Source organism: uncultured Psychrobacter sp. (genome assembly GCF_947495825.1).
Classification (GTDB): Bacteria; Pseudomonadota; Gammaproteobacteria; order Pseudomonadales; family Moraxellaceae; genus Psychrobacter.
Window position 1 is genome coordinate 106,433 of sequence record NZ_CANMAH010000010.1, and the last position, 17,616, is coordinate 124,048.

At 43.9% G+C, this 17,616-nt stretch carries 11 protein-coding genes; 9 read left to right on the top strand and 2 right to left on the bottom strand.

Annotated elements, in window-relative coordinates:
- The first annotated feature begins 60 nt into the window (after positions 1 to 60).
- The 5 genes from aroB (at position 61) to Q0895_RS11270 (ending at position 10,995) form a co-directional block, all read left to right on the top strand.
- On the top strand, positions 61 to 1,143 hold the full coding sequence (aroB, locus tag Q0895_RS11250) for a 3-dehydroquinate synthase (RefSeq protein ID WP_299189023.1): 1,083 nt from the start codon (positions 61 to 63) through the stop codon (positions 1,141 to 1,143).
- Positions 1,144 to 1,235: 92 nt separating this feature from the next.
- Positions 1,236 to 2,327 (top strand): hypothetical protein, encoded by a 1,092-nt coding sequence (locus Q0895_RS11255; RefSeq protein WP_299188948.1) that lies wholly within the window; start codon positions 1,236 to 1,238, stop codon positions 2,325 to 2,327.
- A 944-nt stretch (positions 2,328 to 3,271) separates the two neighbouring features.
- Complete coding sequence (gene gltB / locus Q0895_RS11260) at positions 3,272 to 7,735, top strand: glutamate synthase large subunit (protein ID WP_299188949.1); 4,464 nt, start codon at positions 3,272 to 3,274, stop codon at positions 7,733 to 7,735.
- Positions 7,736 to 7,913: 178 nt separating this feature from the next.
- Positions 7,914 to 9,335 (top strand): FAD-dependent oxidoreductase, encoded by a 1,422-nt coding sequence (locus tag Q0895_RS11265; protein ID WP_299188950.1) that lies wholly within the window; start codon positions 7,914 to 7,916, stop codon positions 9,333 to 9,335.
- Between the two features lie 424 nt (positions 9,336 to 9,759).
- On the top strand, positions 9,760 to 10,995 hold the full coding sequence (locus tag Q0895_RS11270) for an FUSC family protein (protein ID WP_299188951.1): 1,236 nt from the start codon (positions 9,760 to 9,762) through the stop codon (positions 10,993 to 10,995).
- Between the two features lie 91 nt (positions 10,996 to 11,086).
- Here the strand turns inward: Q0895_RS11270 and Q0895_RS11275 are convergent, their stop codons facing one another.
- Positions 11,087 to 12,232, bottom strand: a complete 1,146-nt coding sequence (locus Q0895_RS11275) for an extracellular solute-binding protein (RefSeq protein ID WP_299188953.1) — start codon at positions 12,230 to 12,232, stop codon at positions 11,087 to 11,089.
- A 279-nt stretch (positions 12,233 to 12,511) separates the two neighbouring features.
- Between Q0895_RS11275 and Q0895_RS11280 the strand changes: the two genes are divergently transcribed.
- The 3 genes from Q0895_RS11280 (at position 12,512) to Q0895_RS11290 (ending at position 15,610) form a co-directional block, all read left to right on the top strand.
- On the top strand, positions 12,512 to 13,312 hold the full coding sequence (locus Q0895_RS11280; RefSeq protein ID WP_299188955.1) for a 3-oxoacyl-ACP reductase: 801 nt from the start codon (positions 12,512 to 12,514) through the stop codon (positions 13,310 to 13,312).
- A 108-nt stretch (positions 13,313 to 13,420) separates the two neighbouring features.
- The gene (locus tag Q0895_RS11285; protein ID WP_299188957.1) at positions 13,421 to 13,684 is read left to right on the top strand and encodes a hypothetical protein; all 264 of its coding nucleotides are present in this window, start codon (positions 13,421 to 13,423) and stop codon (positions 13,682 to 13,684) included.
- Positions 13,685 to 13,990: 306 nt separating this feature from the next.
- Entirely contained in the window at positions 13,991 to 15,610 is a 1,620-nt protein-coding gene (locus tag Q0895_RS11290) for an AbgT family transporter (RefSeq protein ID WP_299188959.1), read from the top strand.
- A 129-nt stretch (positions 15,611 to 15,739) separates the two neighbouring features.
- Here Q0895_RS11290 and Q0895_RS11295 read toward each other — a convergent pair whose 3' ends face one another.
- On the bottom strand, positions 15,740 to 16,570 hold the full coding sequence (locus Q0895_RS11295) for a Cof-type HAD-IIB family hydrolase (protein ID WP_299188962.1): 831 nt from the start codon (positions 16,568 to 16,570) through the stop codon (positions 15,740 to 15,742).
- Positions 16,571 to 16,946: 376 nt separating this feature from the next.
- Here Q0895_RS11295 and Q0895_RS11300 point away from each other — a divergent pair, with 376 nt between their 5' ends.
- Complete coding sequence (locus tag Q0895_RS11300; protein WP_299188965.1) at positions 16,947 to 17,576, top strand: hemerythrin domain-containing protein; 630 nt, start codon at positions 16,947 to 16,949, stop codon at positions 17,574 to 17,576.
- The last annotated feature ends 40 nt before the right edge of the window (positions 17,577 to 17,616 follow it).

Sequence of the window (17,616 nt, forward strand, 5' to 3'; positions counted from 1 at the left end):
GAGTGCTTTATACCATCTGGTAATGAGCTGAAAATGGACATATTAAATACAGGAACTTTTATGGCAGCGCCACTATTTAACGCAGAATTGATAGTTCATACTCAAAGCCATGATTATCCGATAGCTATTACCGAGCAGTGCGATATAGCCACAAGCATTGCGCCTTATATTAGTGGTCAGCAAGTATTGATTGTGACTAATGATACCGTTGCGCCTTTATATTTGCAGCAGTTACAAGAACAGTTAGCGGTATCGTTTACCGTCGCAGTTTGCATACTTCCTGATGGTGAGCAGTATAAAAACCAAGATAGTATCAATCAAATTTATGATGTCTTGATGGCTCAGCATTTTAATCGTGATGTAACCTTAGTTGCTCTTGGGGGCGGCGTCATCGGTGATATGACTGGGTTTGCAGCGGCAAGTTTTATGCGCGGCGTGGATTTTATTCAAATCCCGACCACCTTATTGTCGCAAGTAGACTCAAGCGTTGGCGGCAAAACTGGTATCAATCATGCGCAAGGTAAAAACATGATTGGGGCTTTTTGGCAGCCACAAATGGTGCTGGCTGATATGAGTACTCTCAAAACTTTGCCTGCGCGAGAGCTATCGGCAGGGCTCGCTGAAGTCATCAAATATGCGTTAATTATGGATATCGAGTTTTTAGAATGGCTTGAGGTAAATCTACCCGCCATGATGAAGCTGGATCTGGCAGTACTTGGAGCGGCTGTAAAGCGCTGTTGTGAGTACAAAGCGGCCGTAGTAGCGCAAGATGAAAGAGAGGCTGGTATGCGAGCGTTGCTCAATTTTGGGCATACTTTTGGCCATGTGATTGAGACTCACGAAGGTTACGGTAGTTGGCTCCATGGTGAGGCGGTTGCTGCGGGCATGGTACAAGCGGCTCAACTATCACAAATGATGGGCTGGCTAAGTGAAGCTGATGTGGCGCGGATCAAGCGCGTATTGATGCTTGCTAACTTACCAATTGCCCCTCCACCTATCAATGTTGATACTGCTTTAGAGCTTATGGGCCATGACAAAAAGGTGAAAGGCGGACAAATTCGTCTAATTTTGTTAAAATCAATAGGACAAGCTGTGTTAACAGATGATTTTGATACGCAGCTACTTAACGATGTCTTGTCGTAGACTACACTTATCACTATAGCGTAAGTTGTTAAGTATCTGAGTCAATATAGTTTTATCAACATGCTTTATCCTATTTTTCCAAGGAAACACCCATGGTCTCATCGAGCTCAAAGACTCGTCCAAAAAACACGTCATATCGCAGGCAGGCTTTGATATGGCTGATGATGACTTTGCTTTTAGGGGTCTTGACAGCACTGCTTTGGATGTTCAGTCAAACTCCTGCGATCGGTGCCAAAATTGAAAACGCGCCCATAGCCGCGCAAGAAACACTCAGCACTGAGCTCAAACAACCCTTATCTGTTGAAGCGTTGCATGAGCTTGACAACGACGTACAACCGATTAACTTTGAAGATACCATTCGTGATTTGCGCAACTATCCCGATGAGTTTAAAGACAAGCGGTATTTGTTAGCTAATAAAGGCAAATGGACCGTACAAGTCATGAATGTGGCAGAAAACGAAGTTGTTACCAGTTATCTAGAAGGTCGTGATGATCGTAAAAAGTTCTCGTACTTTCGTTACCGCGATGACAACAATCAACTGCGCTATATGTTGATTTATGGACTGATGAGTAGTCCGCAAGAAGCAGTAGGAGCGGCTAAGTTGGTTGATTTTGGTTTGCCAGCTGATGTACGTGTCTTGCCAGAAGAAATCAGCCGCTATGTCGGTATCGTCGATAATTATGAGCGTCCTGGACCTATTAAAGATCTGAGCACGAGACGTTCAAGATCTGTTAGGTTGCAGCCAACTGAACGTGAAGTACCGGTTAGAGAGACGGATGAAAACTCAGGCAGCAACGGAGCTGGGAGTCAGGCGACCAATAACAGTACGGCTGAAAGTATTCGTCAATCAGAGGATACTTCTGCAACTTTGGCAGTTAACGAAGAGCGTACCGTGATTACCGAAGGTGGGGGGGGTAATTCAACACCTGCTCCTAAAAACGAAGACGATACACGTAACCCTGAATCAGAAACCAAAAGCTTACCAGTGGTTCCTACGCCAAAACCACCAAGTGCGGCAAATAGCAGTGAGAAAAACAATACCAGTTCAGGATCTGGTAATAAGAGCGTCAATAACGAAACCGTTAAAAGCCCTAATGTTGAACCAGCTAAGAATAACAACGCGGGAGCCGCTAAAAACAACAATGATAGTATTAAAGAGCTGATAGAAGAGAAAACTGACTAGCACTTTATAAGATGATCCATGGTGCTTTTATCACCATTCGATATGTCTGCAAGACGCAAGTTTTGCAGGCTTTTTTATGGCGATTTGATAAACGATTTATTGGTCGGCTTGGTAAGTCGCTGCGTTTTAGATATTAATTATCAATAATAGACCAATAATGGATATAATTCATTTTAAGATAGCAAAAATGTATAGCGGATAAAAAATAACTCAGCAGTAATTTATAAGTTTTTTAATATGACTGGTTATGTGCTTCAATACTAAAAGTTTGAAATGACTCTTAATACCATAATTAAATTAATTAATAAAAAAGACTAGATTTTTCTATAATCATTAACTAATATGAATATGGGTGACGCTCTGTAGAGTTACTGTAAAGCATCTATTTTGGTTAGCTTCTATTTTATGCCGTTGTAGCAAGCTGTTATGGTAATGTCGTTGCTTCAAGCGTAGTGGCTGACCATTTGTATTAAGTTTATAAAAAATGGTAGTACAACTTCTCTTATCCTCCTCCTTCCTAGGGTTGTTAAGGCGCTTGAATGTAAAGTGTCTGATATTCAAACTCAATTGAAAACCGTGTCATCAGGCTTTCAACCAGTCAGTTGTTGATCGATATATGTGTCATATTGATGCTTATAACTAAAAGCTATAAATAGCTGCAAAGCAAAGAACAACGTGCTAATACTTTAACGCTTAGCATTTTATCGACGCTCTTATCTTGCTCCTATTAATGCTTAGCAGCCGTCTATTTAATAGCCTGTATTTAAATAAATGTGACAGTGATGAGTATTTTGTCACTTTCAAAGCGCTAAAACCCATTGTTAATCGCATCATTTATTTATCCGGAAATATGAGTATTTATCATTAACCCGTTCTGCCTACGGTATTTAGCCTATGTTCTGCATTGGATACATATGCTGCCCGTTCACACAAAAGGACTAGCCATGTCAATGATTTCCTCCCATACGCATTTGGCCACGCCAGATGATTTCTCTGATAACTGTGGTTTTGGTTTGATAGCTCATATTGAGGGTCAAGCCAGCCATGATCTGGTCAAGACCGCTATTCATAGCTTAAGTTGTATGACCCATCGCGGCGGTGTTGCTGCCGATGGTAGAACTGGTGACGGTTGCGGTCTACTATTAGCAACGCCCACTGAGTTCTTTCAAAAGATCGCCACCGAGCAGCAGCTTGTGCTCAGTGACAATTTTGCTGTCGGCATGGTCTTTGTCAATGTAGATAATGATAAAGCTCAGCATAGCCAGCAAATACTTTCTGAAGAGATTACTGCACAAGGCTTAGATGTTGCTGGCTGGCGTAATGTGCCACTTGATTTAAGTATCGTCGGTGAGATTGGCCGTGAGACCTTACCTGATTTTAAGCAAGTGTTTGTCAATGCGCCTGATGATTTGGCGGCAGATGACTTTAATCGTAAGCTGTTTGTGGCGCGCAAAAAAGCGGAGCAACGTCTGGTGGACGATGAGCTATTTTATGTGTGCTCATTGAGCTCTCAGACGATTATCTATAAAGGGTTGGTGATGCCATCAGATTTGCCAGCGTTCTTTTTGGACTTACAAGATGAGCGTTTGGCGTCCCATATCGTGGTATTCCACCAGCGTTTTTCAACCAATACCTTACCGCGCTGGCCACTTGCGCAGCCATTCCGCTATTTGGCTCACAATGGTGAGCTTAATACCATTACAGGTAACCGCAACTGGTCAGAGGCACGTACACCAAAGTTAAAATCAGAAAAATTGCCAGACTTAAATGAGTTAGCGCCATTGGTCAATCGCACAGGCTCAGACTCATCGAGCTTGGACAATATGCTTGAGGTGTTGATGTCTGGCGGTATGAGTCTGTTTCATGCCATGTCGATACTTGTGCCACCTGCTTGGCAAAATGTCGATAGCATGGACATGGATTTGCGCGCGTTTTATGAGTTTTATTCGCAGCATATGGAAGCATGGGATGGGCCAGCGGGTCTGGTGATCCAAGACGGACGCTACGCGGTATGTATGCTTGATCGTAATGGTTTGCGCCCGTCACGCTGGGTCACGACCAAAAACGGCTATATCACGGTTGCCTCTGAAGTGGGTGTTTGGGACTATGATCCCAAAGATGTGCTAGCAAAAGGTCGCGTAGGTCCTGGTCAGATGCTGGTTATTGATACGTTAACTGGTCAAATTTTAGATACTAAAGCCATTGCCACTTTACTCAAAAAAGCGCATCCATACCGCAAATGGCTGCGTGAAGAAGCAACACGTATTCGTGATGATGAGCGCTTAGAAGAAGAGATAGCAGCGCAGGCGTGTCGCGGTGATACATTAAAAGCACTGCAAAAGATGTATCACATTACCAATGAAGAGCGTACTGAAATCATTCGTCCCAATGCCGAAAATGGTCAGGAGCCTGTGGGTTCGATGGGTGATGATACGCCAATGGCTGTACTGTCGCAGCAAATTCGCCACGTTGGGGACTTTTTTCGTCAGCAGTTCGCGCAGGTGACCAACCCGCCGATTGATCCTTTGCGTGAGTCAATCGTCATGTCGCTGCAAACTTGTCTCGGTGCTCAAACCAACGTATTTGCACCATCAGAAAAAGACGCGCATCGTATTATCTTATCGTCGCCAGTATTATCAGCCAGCAAAATGCAGCAGCTTGAAACCTTAGATGATCCAGCGTTTAAAATGGCACGTATTGATCTAAACTATGATCGTACGTTAGAGCTGTCTGGGGCTATCAACGCTATTTGTGAAGAAGTGGCACGCGCTATCCGTGCTGGTCATACATTGATTGTGTTGTCGGATAAAAATATCGTCGCCGACAAGGTACCTGCCAATGCCATCATGGTGACAGGTGCGGTGCATCATTATCTGATTGCCCAAGGTATCCGTACTGATGCCAACTTAATCGTCGAGACCGGTCTGGCACGTGATTCGCATCAAGTGGCGGTATTAATTGGCTTTGGTGCGACCTGCATTTATCCATACTTAGCTTATGACGTCATTGATGATTTGGTCGCAACTGGTGAGCTGCTTGGCGATCCGATTCAAGCACGGGTAAATTTTCGTAAAGGCTTGGATAAAGGCTTACTTAAAATCCTATCAAAAATGGGTATCTCAACCATCGTTTCGTATCGCGGTGCACAATTATTTGAAGCCGTTGGGCTCTCAGAAGAGGTAGTGAGCTTATGCTTTAAAGGCGTGCAAAGTCGCATTAAAGGCGCTACCTTTGCCGATCTGGCAGCGGACCAAGCGCAGTTAGCGGCCAATGCCTTTAAACGTCGTGCGCCACTTGATCAAGGCGGTTTGCTCAAATTCGTCTTTAATAAAGAGTACCACGCCTTTAATCCTGACGTAATCAACAGCTTACATACAGCAGTGCGTACTGGTGACTACGACAATTATCGTCAGTATGCTGACCTGGTCAATAGTCGTCCGGTTGCAACCTTACGTGATTTGTTGCAACTAAAGACGGATAACAGCATCGATATTAATGAGGTTGAAGATACTGCAAAGATTTTGACGCGTTTTGACTCGGCTGGAATGTCGCTTGGCGCACTATCGCCTGAAGCGCATGAATCAATTGCCATGGCGATGAATACTATCGGTGGCCGTTCAAACTCAGGGGAGGGCGGTGAAGATCCAGTACGTTATGGCACGCTGCGCAACTCAAAAATCAAGCAAGTGGCTTCTGGGCGTTTTGGCGTTACGCCTGCATACTTGCGCTCAGCAGAAGTCATGCAGATCAAAGTCGCGCAAGGTGCCAAACCGGGCGAAGGTGGTCAGCTGCCAGGCGGAAAAGTCAATGCCTTGATTGCCCGCCTGCGTTACTCTGTGCCTGGGGTGACACTCATCTCACCGCCGCCGCATCACGATATTTACTCTATTGAAGATCTTGCCCAGCTTATTTTTGATTTAAAACAAGTTAATCCAGATGCCTTGGTATCAGTCAAATTGGTCTCGCGTCCAGGCGTTGGTACTATCGCGACGGGCGTGGCAAAAGCTTACGCTGATTTGATTACCATCTCAGGTTATGACGGTGGTACCGCAGCCTCACCACTGTCCTCTATTCATCATGCAGGCTCGCCGTGGGAGCTGGGTCTGGCTGAGACGCATCAGTCGCTACGCGTTAATGGTCTACGCGATAAAGTGCGCGTGCAAACTGATGGCGGTCTCAAAACGGGCCTTGATGTGGTAAAAGCCGCTATTCTTGGAGCCGAAAGCTTTGGTTTTGGTACCACACCGATGATTGCGGTTGGTTGTAAATACTTGCGTATTTGTCATCTTAATAACTGTCCGACAGGCGTTGCCACGCAAAAAGCTAAGTTACGTGACGAGCACTTTATTGGTGAAGCTGAGATGCTTATCAATTTCTTCAAATTTGTGGCGACTGAAACACGCGAATGGCTTGCCGTTCTTGGCGTACGCAGTATGGAAGAGTTGGTCGGGCGTACAGATCTGCTTGACGTATTAGAGGGCAATACCGATAAGCAGCGTCACTTAGATTTAACACCATTACTATTTAGCCATCCTGCCAGTAGCGGTAAAGCGCAAACCTGCCAGGTTGAGCGTAATGAGCCGTTTGATAAAGGCTTACTGGCTGAGCAGATGATCAGTGATATGCTGCTGAGTATCCGTAAAGGTAGCGGCGGTGATTATAGCTACTATGTCGGTAATTGTGATCGCTCTATTGGCGCGCGTATCTCCGGTGAGATTGCGCAAGTATGGGGCAATCTTGGCATGAGTGACATGCCTATTAAGCTGCACCTAACAGGCACTGCAGGACAAAGCTTGGGTGTGTGGAATGCAGGCGGCTTGCATATTGAGCTTGAAGGTGATGCCAACGATTACGTCGGCAAAGGCATGGCAGGCGGTGAGATTGTGATTTATCCGCCAAAAGACTCAAGCTTTAGCGCCCAAGAGACTGCTATTATCGGTAATACTTGTCTGTACGGTGCGACAGGTGGCAAGCTCTATGCAGCAGGGACAGCAGGCGAGCGTTTTGGAGTACGTAACTCTGGCGCTCATGCTGTCATTGAAGGCACAGGTGATCATTGCTGTGAATATATGACAGGCGGTATTATCACAGTTCTTGGACGCACGGGACTTAACTTCGGTGCAGGTATGACGGGCGGTTTTGCTTATGTACTTGATATGGATGGCGACTTCTTTGATCGTTGTAACCATGAGCTGATTGACTTAAACCGTATCTCGAGCGAGCAAACCGAAGAGCATCGCATTTACTTGCAACAAGTGATTGAAACCCATGTAGATAAAACAGGCAGCGCTTGGGGTCAGACAATATTGGCCGACTTTGAGCATTATGTTCGTAAGGTATATTTGGTGAAGCCTAAAGCGGCCAACATTGCAACATTGCTTAAGACTACAACGGCTGATCCACAATAACTTACTGTTTATTGATTCGCCAAGATTTAAGTAAAAATTTAAGAGATTACCTCTTACTGCGCTAATATTGTAGGCAGGTAAGTGACAGTAAAAATAGGTTTATCGACCTACTGTAGACGGCATACGTCAACTGTCATTACCCACTATAGAAGAGCCCCATATAGAAGAGTAAGTCATTATGGCAAAACGCTTAGATAATAGTTTTCAATTTTTAGAAGTACCACGGCTTGAGCCGAACAAAAAAGACATTGCGATGCGCTCGACAGAGTTTGTTGAGATTTATAAACCGTTTGAGAGTGAGGCGGTGGCGCAGCAGTCGCATCGTTGTCTTGAGTGCGGCAATCCCTACTGTGAATGGAAATGCCCGGTACACAACTACATTCCTAATTGGCTGAAACTGGCGACCGAAGGCCAAATATTTCAGGCAGCAGAGCTGTGTCACCGTACCAATACTTTACCTGAGGTCTGCGGACGTGTCTGCCCACAAGACCGCCTATGTGAAGGCGCTTGTACGCTGAATGATGGCTTTGGCGCTGTGACCATTGGCAATGTCGAAAAATACATTAATGATACGGCCTTTGCGCTTGGCTGGCGGCCTGATATGTCCGATGTCGTTTGGACAGATAAAAAAGTTGCCATCATCGGTGCAGGACCGGCAGGTCTTGGTTGCGCAGATATTTTGGTGAGAAATGGTGTCAAACCAGTCGTCTTTGACAAACGTCCTGAGATTGGCGGCTTACTGACCTTTGGTATTCCAGAATTTAAAATGGAAAAAGACGTCATGCGCAATCGCCGCGTCATCTTTGAAGGTATGGGTATTGAGTTTCGCCTCGAGACAGAAATCGGAGTTGATATCAGCATCGATGAGCTGTTAAGTGATTATGATGCAGTATTTATGGGTATGGGCACGTACACTTATATGCGCGGCGGCTTTGCTGGTGAGGAGCTGGACGGCGTCTATGATGCATTAGATTACCTGATTGCCAATGTCAATCGTTGTAACGGCTGGGAAAAAGATGCTGACGAATATATCGACCTAAAAGGCAAAAAAGTGGTGGTATTGGGCGGCGGTGATACGGCTATGGACTGTAATCGGACCAGTATCCGTCAAGGTGCAGAGCAAGTCGTCTGTGCCTATCGCCGCGATGAAGAAAATATGCCTGGCTCGCGTCGTGAGGTCGTCAACGCGCGCGAAGAAGGGGTTGAGTTTTTATTTAACCGCCAACCAACCGAAATCATCGGCTTAAATGGTAAGGTCAACGCGGTAAAAGTTGTCACGACCCATCTGGGGGCCCCAGATAACCGAGGTCGCCGTCGCCCTGAGCCAATTCCTAACTCTGAGGAGATTATCCCTTGTGATGCGGTCATCATGGCCTTTGGTTTCCGTCCTAGCCCTACAGAATGGTTTGAGACGCAGCAAGTGGCACTAGACCCTACAGGACGCGTTGTCGCTTTAGAAGAGCAGACCTATAAGTTCCAAACGCAAAACCCTAAGATTTTTGCTGGGGGTGATATGGTACGCGGTTCTGATTTGGTCGTGACTGCCATCTGGGATGGTCGCCAAGCGGCTGAGGGGATTTTGGACTACTTAGAAGTATAGTGTTTAAAACAAGTCCTCTGTGTAAAAATACGATAAGTATCGAAGAGTAAGTAAGTACGTAAGTTTTGTCTATTTTGTACTCGCGTGCTTTGACCTTTAACGTCTTTTATCTTTTAATAGATAAAAGACGTTATTTTTTGATGGTGAGTGAATAGTTATAGTTAATTCACTCTAAAAAAGTTATGGCAAAACTGATATAAATTTTTGCAGCCTCTGTCTGCGCAGGCATAGCAAGCAAGAAAATTTCTATCGGCTTTGCCTACAGATAAAATACATGACACTTTTAGTTAGTATTGGCTATATTAAATAGTAGCTGTCCGATCCATGGCTACGTAGTCAATCATCATTTAATAAATGCTGTCTACTAAAATTCTATATTATCTTTATTTTTAGATTTTTTATTACATAAAAAGAGTGATTCCAAGTGAAACCGACTTTTTGGCAACGTTTTACCGCCCCACTTGTTGAGCCTTATGCGCGTTATCAACATGCTGACGTATTGCATGCTATACGTTTGGGCACAGCGGTGTTGACTGCGCTATTGTTGAATGAAGTTACCAATCTGCCGCATGGAGAGTGGACGACCATTACGGTGTTTGTCATTTTGGGTTTATTACAATACCAAGGCGCAATTTATACCAAAGCCAAAGAGCGCATATTAGGTACCTTACTTGGTGTGGGCGTGGGGCTTGGGTTTTTGTGGTTAAGCCAAGATATCGGTAATTGGATGTGGCTATATTACTTACTTATCGGCATTATCAGCGGTATCATCGGTTATGTCGCTGTCAAACAGTTGGGTTATATTGGTCTATTAACTGGTATTACCATGCTGATGATTGTTTCAAGCCCTGACCAAAGCAGTATCGGTCAAGATGGTCTGTACCGTGCCTTTAACATTTTGCTGGGCGCTGGGGTAGCGGTGGCAGCGACTTTAGTTTTACCCCTCAAGTCTACTTTGATGTGGCGTTTTTTGCTGGCAAGCAATCTTGAGACCTGCGGTAATCTATATGCAGGTGTCGGTAATCATATTGATGCTGACGTTTTGGTGCCCAAACCATTTAAGTATACCAAGGCCACCAGCTCAGCAAGTCTTATTTATCCTACCAGTAGCTCCGTTCCTGATACCCCAGTCAATAAAGCGTTGGTTAAGGCGCTACAAAAAATCAATAAGCGACTATTGGCAGTACGCCCGCACATTGCTGCGACAGAAAGAGAGTCGGGAATTGACAAAGAGACTTTAGAGACCATTCAGCGTACGCATCGAAATATTATCGGGACGATTGATTTATTATTAAGTGCGGCGCCGCGCCTGGCTAACATTGAAATTGATGATGAAAATCATATCCTATTAATTCACTATCAACATGAGCTGACCCAAGCCATGTTACACATGGCAGCAGTGCTGCGTAGCCCGAGTGATGAGGTGTTTCGGCCGATCACGCGTATCGCCGTATCAGATTATCCAAGTGTGCAAAATTTAGGGTTTGAATGGCAAGGTTATTTTTGGCTAACCCAAACCTTGCAAGTGCAATTACAGCGGCTTAGCGATTTATTACAGACAACCAAACCTAAGTGGTTTGCAGCCTCCGGTCTTCGTTATCAGCGCCGCGAACAACGTCGAATCGAAAATAAAGGCGGCGAGACAGATCTACATCTATAAAAAAACGCTAACCTTTAAAGTCAGCGTTTTTATGCGTATGCAACGCAACCAATCAATACGTGGGTTAATCGTTAAATAGAACGAAGTTGTATTAACGACCAGTTTTTAGCTTATCCCAATACTGCTGATAGACTTGTAGCGCTTCATCGCCCACATCTTCTTGGAACTCAGCTTTTGCCAGTACTTCTTTACTTGGATAAATGGCTGGATTGTTTTTTACTTCATCTGACATAAGCTCACGTGCCGCTACGTTTGGTGATGCGTAGCCGATCTCTTCACTAACGATTTTAGCGTTCTCAGGACGCAGCAAATAATCGATAAATTGATGGGCCGCGTCTACTTGTTTGGCATTTTTTGGAATGACAAAGTTGTCCATCCAAAGTATTGCGCCTTCAGATGGGTATTTGTAAACCAAGCTCGTTAGGCCCTCGTCATTGGCCATGACCGCTTCACCATTCCATGTCATACCAAGTGCAGTTTCACCTTCAATATAGGGCATGCGCGTTGCATCTGAATTAAAGGTTTTGACGTTAGGCATCAAAGTGGTGAGCTTATCATAAGCCGCTTTAATCTCATCAGGATTGCTACTATTACCTGAGTACCCAAGCGTGAGTAGTGCCATGCCAAACACTTCACGCACATCATTGGTCAGCATGACTTGACCTTTGTAATCAGGGTTCCATAGGTCATCCCAGCTATTGACGGTCGCAGGATCAACGCTATCGCCATTGATGGCAAGCCCAGTACTGCCCCACATATAAGGGATAGAGTATTTGTTCTCAGGATCGACTTTAGTATTGGTAAACGAGGTATCTAAGTTACTAAAGTTACTGAGCTTTGACTTATCGATTTCTTGCAACAGGCCTTCATTTGCCATTTTTTCGACATAGTAAGTTGACGGCACAGCTAGGTCGTACTGACTAGAGTCGTCAAGCAGTTTAAGCTTGGCATACATCGCTTCGTTAGAGTCAAAGGTGGTGTAATTAACCGAAATACCTGTCTCTTCCTCAAAGCCATCAAGAATCTCTTGTGGCATATACTCTGACCAGTTATACAAGTTTAGGGTCTCATTGCTGGTAGCAGTACCATCAGTCGCAGCATTGTCAGAGTTACTACAGCTGGCAAGTACCAAGCCGACAGCGGCGGCTAACAATGCTTTAGGTACTACAAGACTCATACGTCTGGCAGCGTGAGTAGAGACTTGTGAGGGTAGGTGTGACGGTGATAAATGAGACAAAGTAGCTCTCCTAAATGGACAAAAAAGTAAAAATTGAGACATGTTAAGCAATGAGCTGCAATTTGACAGCAGTAACTATACTGTTATGGTCATCGTAAGCGATTATTTAAAGGGTAGTAGTCCGAATTTGTCTGGTTTTGATGTAAAGGTCATAGATGCGGTTGGGCACTACGATAACCGACAACCATGATATGATTGTCATCACTAAAAGCTTAGTAACTTTTAAATCTAAAACTTTATACACCCTAATATCTTAATAACATTACATAAAGGATGGATATGATGAGTCAGACCAGTACGGTTATTCCAGCGCTCTTAACTGGCAAAGTCGCCATCGTTACTGGCGCCAGTCGTGGCCTTGGGGCCCAGATTGCTCAGCAAATGGCTGCAGCAGGCGCTCTCGTCTGCGTGAACTATCTCAACAGTAAAGCCGCTGCTGACAAAGTAGTGGCAGACATTGAGGCGACTGGTGGACAGGCATTTGCTTATCAAGCGGATGTCACTGAGATTGAGCAGGTCAAAGCAATGGTGAACGAGGTCATTGCTCGTTATGGTCGCATCGATATCTTGGTCAATAATGCTTTGCCAAGTTATCAGTTTGATCCCAGTGCTGATTATACCAGTATTGAAACTGTCAAATGGACACACTTTTCTCAGCAAATGGATGGTATCGTCAAGGGCGCTGTTAATACAGTGCAAGCAGTATTACCACAGATGAAAGCGCAGCAAGTAGGCAAGATTATCAATATCTCAACCAACCTTGTTTATAATCCGGTCGTCACTTATTACGACTATACGACGGCTAAATCTGCATTGATTGGGCTGACACGTAATTTGGCCGCGGAGCTGGGTCAGTATGGCATACGCGTGAACTTGCTGGCAGGTGGACTGTTAAAAACCACGGATGCAAGCAGTTTAACGACTGAAGAGGTATTTGATTATATTGCCACCACCACACCATTACGGCAAGCGACTTCAGTGGCTGACTTTGCCAATTCAGTGTTGCTAATGGCATCTGATTTGAGCTTAGCTATCACAGGGCAGTCCATCGCTGTCGATGGTGGTTTAACAATGCCTTAACAACACTTTAGTATGTTGGTGCTACACCTTGAATGCTATAAAACTTATAAAATTAGAAGAATCATGGCTTAATATAGTCAGTTTGTTCAAAATTAGAAGAGAAAAAATATGAATAACCGCAAACGTGCTGGGATTATTGTTGCATTAATTGGACTAGTAGGTTTTATGGCGATGTTTAATGCAGGTTCTCCGACCTCTATTGTAGACTGGCCAGTTGAGACCTATATGGGGATGGCCTTTACGATTGGCTGGTTAAGTAGCATGCCCAATTGGTTGGCTTATGTATTGGCAGCGTTGGTGCTTATTCTTATGATCGTAGGATTTTATAGAATTGGCGGCTGGATATATAGTTTGGTAACTCATAAACGTTAGGTGCTGGCGCAGTACTGTTTTCAATTTAACTCTTTTATTATGAAATGACGGTACTTAATTAACCCTTACATACTATTGATTGGCGATAGATTAGAAATATTCTAATCTATCGCTTTTTTTATTTCTAATATCAAGTTTTTGATTAGCTGTAATTTGGGTATTACCAGATATTGCAAAAAATTTGTTTTATAGGCCAAAACTGTTTGTTTCTATTTCTCAATTATGTTTCAATCTCAACCTTTTATCGGTGTTTTCATACACTTTAAACATAATCACTTTACTTAAACTTTAAATGGAGCAATGGCTATGCAAGGAAGTAATTTGCCAAATGGTAGTCCGCCAGACAGTAATTTTGATAAAGCAACGCAAAACTCACGTATGCAAAAGTTTTTAAAGGGTGTTGAGTGGCTTGGTAACTTGCTACCACATCCTGTCATTTTATTTGTTTGGATGTCCGTGCTGTTATTGGTTCTCTCAGCAGTGATGTCTTACTTTGGTGTGTCAGTAATCGATCCAAGGCCAGAGGGCACAAGCGGACGTAGCGCTGATGGTATGATTGAAGTCGTCAATCTGTTAAATGGTGAAGGGTTAGCCCGTATTGTTGAAAATTTAGTCACCAATTTTACGGGTTTTGTGCCATTGGGTACAGTGCTAGTCGCTTTGTTAGGCGTTGGTATCGCTGAATACTCTGGCATGATATCAGCCGCTTTGCGTGGTCTGGTCATGAACGCTCCAAAGAAGATGGTGACCTTTACCATCGTATTTGCAGGTATCATGTCAAACACCGCCGCCGAGCTTGGTTATGTGGTATTGATACCACTGGCGGCAGTTATCTTTCACTCACTTGGTAGGCATCCGCTGGCCGGTCTGGCAGCAGCATTTGCTGGGGTATCAGGTGGTTATAGTGCCAACTTGCTATTAGGGACAGTGGATCCACTGCTTTCAGGGATTACCCAAGAAGCGGCTCGTATCATTGATCCAGCTTACACCGTTGGCGCTGAGGTCAATTGGTACTTCATGATAGCAAGTACCTTTTTGATCAGTGGCCTTGGTTATTTTGTCACAGAAAAAATCGTTGAGCCAAGCTTGGGTGAGTATAACCCTAAAGACGCTGATGATGCTTCCGTACTAGAGACGCAAATTGAAAAAGTATCGTCGCTGGAGAAAAAAGGGCTGTTATGGGCAGGTATCAGCATGCTCATATTCTGCTTATTGCTAGCTTGGACAGTGGTGCCGGCCGATGGTATCTTGCGTAATGCAGAGACTGGTATGGTATCAGGGTCGCCATTTTTAAAAGGCATTGTAGTCTTTATTTTTGTGTTCTTTGCGATACCAGGTTATATCTACGGTAAGATTACTGGTAGCATCAAAAGTAACCAAGACGTGGTTGATGCTATGAGTAACGCCATGAGCTCATTGAGTATTTATATTGTATTAGTGTTCTTTGCGGCACAGTTTACCGCTTTCTTTAAGTGGTCAAATCTTGGCTCAGTGATGGCGGTGTCTGGTGCGACCTTCCTAAGCGATATTGGCCTTACTGGGCCCTTATTGTTAGTTGGCTTTATCCTAATTTGTGGTCTGGTCAACTTGATGCTTGGTTCAGCATCTGCTCAGTGGGCAGTAACTGCGCCCATCTTTGTACCGATGCTTATGTTAACGGGTTACGCGCCAGAGATGATTCAAGCGGCATACCGTATTGGTGATTCAACGACCAATATTATTACTCCTATGATGAGCTATTTCGGTCTTATTTTGGCGGTGGCGATGCGTTATAAAAAAGATACCGGGGTAGGGACGTTGATGGCAATGATGTTGCCATACTCTATGGCGTTTTTGATTGGTTGGACCATTTTGTTCTCTATATGGGTTTTCGTTCTAGGCCTACCTGTAGGGCCTGGCGCAGAAACCTTCTATCCTGCGCGGTAGTTGTTCGTTGAATAATAGCTAAAGAAATGTAGTCGTTACTCAAAATAAAAACCCTTGTCAGCTATTGGCAAGGGTTTTTTATGGATTACAAAAAAAGGGCTATGGGCAGTTTTGCTTACGCTGTCCTGATTACGACGCCACCTTAAATTGTTCAAGCACCTTTTGAATGCCATATTCTTCAATAGTCCCAGTGACGAAGTCTGCTCGCGCGATGAGGGCAGGCTGAGAGTCTCCCATGGCGACAGCAAAGCCGACCAAGTCAAACATCTCCAAGTCATTCATGCCATCGCCAAAGGCCATGCACTCGCTGACATCTGAAGAAAAATGCTGGCATAGGTCTTTAATAGCGCGTGCTTTAGACGCCTCTATGGGTAAGATGTCTGCACCAATCTGATGCCAATGCACCAATTTTAAATCGTACTGGGCAAAGTCGACGTCTTGCATTTTATCGTCTTGGTTGTTAAAAAATACTGAGCATTGATACACAGGGTTTAATTTGTAATAGTCTGGATCCACGATAGAGTTGGGCGTTCTGGCGTTGTATTCACGCAGGCGCTCGTTTTCGTTTGACCAAGCAATATGCGTTGCAGAGTCAAACTTATGAATCAGCTTACTTGTCTGACACAGCTGGACGATCTTGTCGTTTTGTTCAGCAGATAAAGGATAATGACTGATAAGACCATGGTTATCAAAGCTATATTGTCCATTCATACAGATGATGGCGTCCAATATATTATCGTCTAATAATGCCAAAATATCATCTGGAATAATGGCTTTAGAACGCCCGGTCGCAATCACTAGCTTAATGTCGGTCTTAGCCAGCGCCTCGAGGGTCGCCTTATTATGCTCAGCAATAATACCGTTACGGCTTAGCGTATCATCGATATCAAAAAATATAATTTTGGGGGTGGGTATTCTGTTATGCCTATCAACATTCACAGCTTTATCTACAATAAACATGATTATCCTTTATATTTTAAACACTACTATGAATGGTAAGCCAATATCGCTTGGTACTGCTTGTATAAGAGTGTTTGTCATTATGCGTTTCATTCTACATAGTCAGTAGTATAGCAGTACATAGGTTCTGACCAAATTATGTAACACGTTGATTAGTTTATTATTTATAGGGGCTAAACATGCATATTCAAGGTATGCAGACTCGAGCATATCATTGATTTTTAGGGGTTAAACTATATTTATATTCTACATATTTATTTAGATAATTTAAGTATTTCTAATGAGCTTTTGCTTTTTTTAATAAACGACTTTCTTAATAATAAGAGCGTTAACTGAGCAAACGTAACTGGTAAAAATAATTAACAAGGATAAGGCAATGGATAACTTACCTCAAAGCATTATTAATAAAAATGTTGCTGCCAAAGATAGTGCTATCAAAACCGGTGCAGATGAGGATTTGTTTAGCTTGTCACCGCGTCATCCTGAGAGTCGGCTTGAGATGGACTGGCTGTTCTTATTCAACAAGCTACCGCCAGACCAATGGTTTAGCGCAGATTATGCTTATAAGACATCAGGCTGGCTAAAAGTACATACTAACATACGCAAGCGTCAGCGTATCTTGACACAGATTAGTGTAGGTTATCAATCTGGCGAGTACGACTGGTCAGAGTATCGCTCGCAGATACTCAAACGTAACAATATGCATATCCTAAAATTGCATCAACATCATGGCGTAGAGGATGAGGGATTTTTCCCTGAGTTTATTCGAATGTATCCGCAGCTACAGGCAGGGTTTGAGATATTGGGGCGCGACCATGTGCGCTTGGATGCGCTACTCGATAAGCTACAAGTGCAAAACGATATACTGGCGAGAAGTGAAGCCGAGGATAAAGCGTTGGCAGAGCAATTACATCAAACATTGGTGGACGCAACCAACTTACTCGCGCAGCATCTGAGCGATGAGGAAGATTTGGTTATTCCTATTTTGGGGTTAAGGCAGGGTTAGGGTTGGTTTTATCACCTGTAGGATGCTTTCTATGCACCTT

What these genes read in the sequence shown, in the direction of transcription:
- aroB (WP_299189023.1), top strand. Translation starts at nt 61, where the DNA reads ATGGCAGCGCCACTATTTAACGCAGAATTGATAGTTCATACTCAAAGC.
- Q0895_RS11255 (WP_299188948.1), top strand. Translation starts at nt 1,236, where the DNA reads ATGGTCTCATCGAGCTCAAAGACTCGTCCAAAAAACACGTCATATCGC.
- gltB (WP_299188949.1), top strand. Translation starts at nt 3,272, where the DNA reads ATGTCAATGATTTCCTCCCATACGCATTTGGCCACGCCAGATGATTTC.
- Q0895_RS11265 (WP_299188950.1), top strand. Translation starts at nt 7,914, where the DNA reads ATGGCAAAACGCTTAGATAATAGTTTTCAATTTTTAGAAGTACCACGG.
- Q0895_RS11280 (WP_299188955.1), top strand. Translation starts at nt 12,512, where the DNA reads ATGATGAGTCAGACCAGTACGGTTATTCCAGCGCTCTTAACTGGCAAA.
- Q0895_RS11285 (WP_299188957.1), top strand. Translation starts at nt 13,421, where the DNA reads ATGAATAACCGCAAACGTGCTGGGATTATTGTTGCATTAATTGGACTA.
- Q0895_RS11290 (WP_299188959.1), top strand. Translation starts at nt 13,991, where the DNA reads ATGCAAGGAAGTAATTTGCCAAATGGTAGTCCGCCAGACAGTAATTTT.
- Q0895_RS11295 (WP_299188962.1), bottom strand. Translation starts at nt 16,570, where the DNA reads ATGTTTATTGTAGATAAAGCTGTGAATGTTGATAGGCATAACAGAATA.
- Q0895_RS11300 (WP_299188965.1), top strand. Translation starts at nt 16,947, where the DNA reads ATGGATAACTTACCTCAAAGCATTATTAATAAAAATGTTGCTGCCAAA.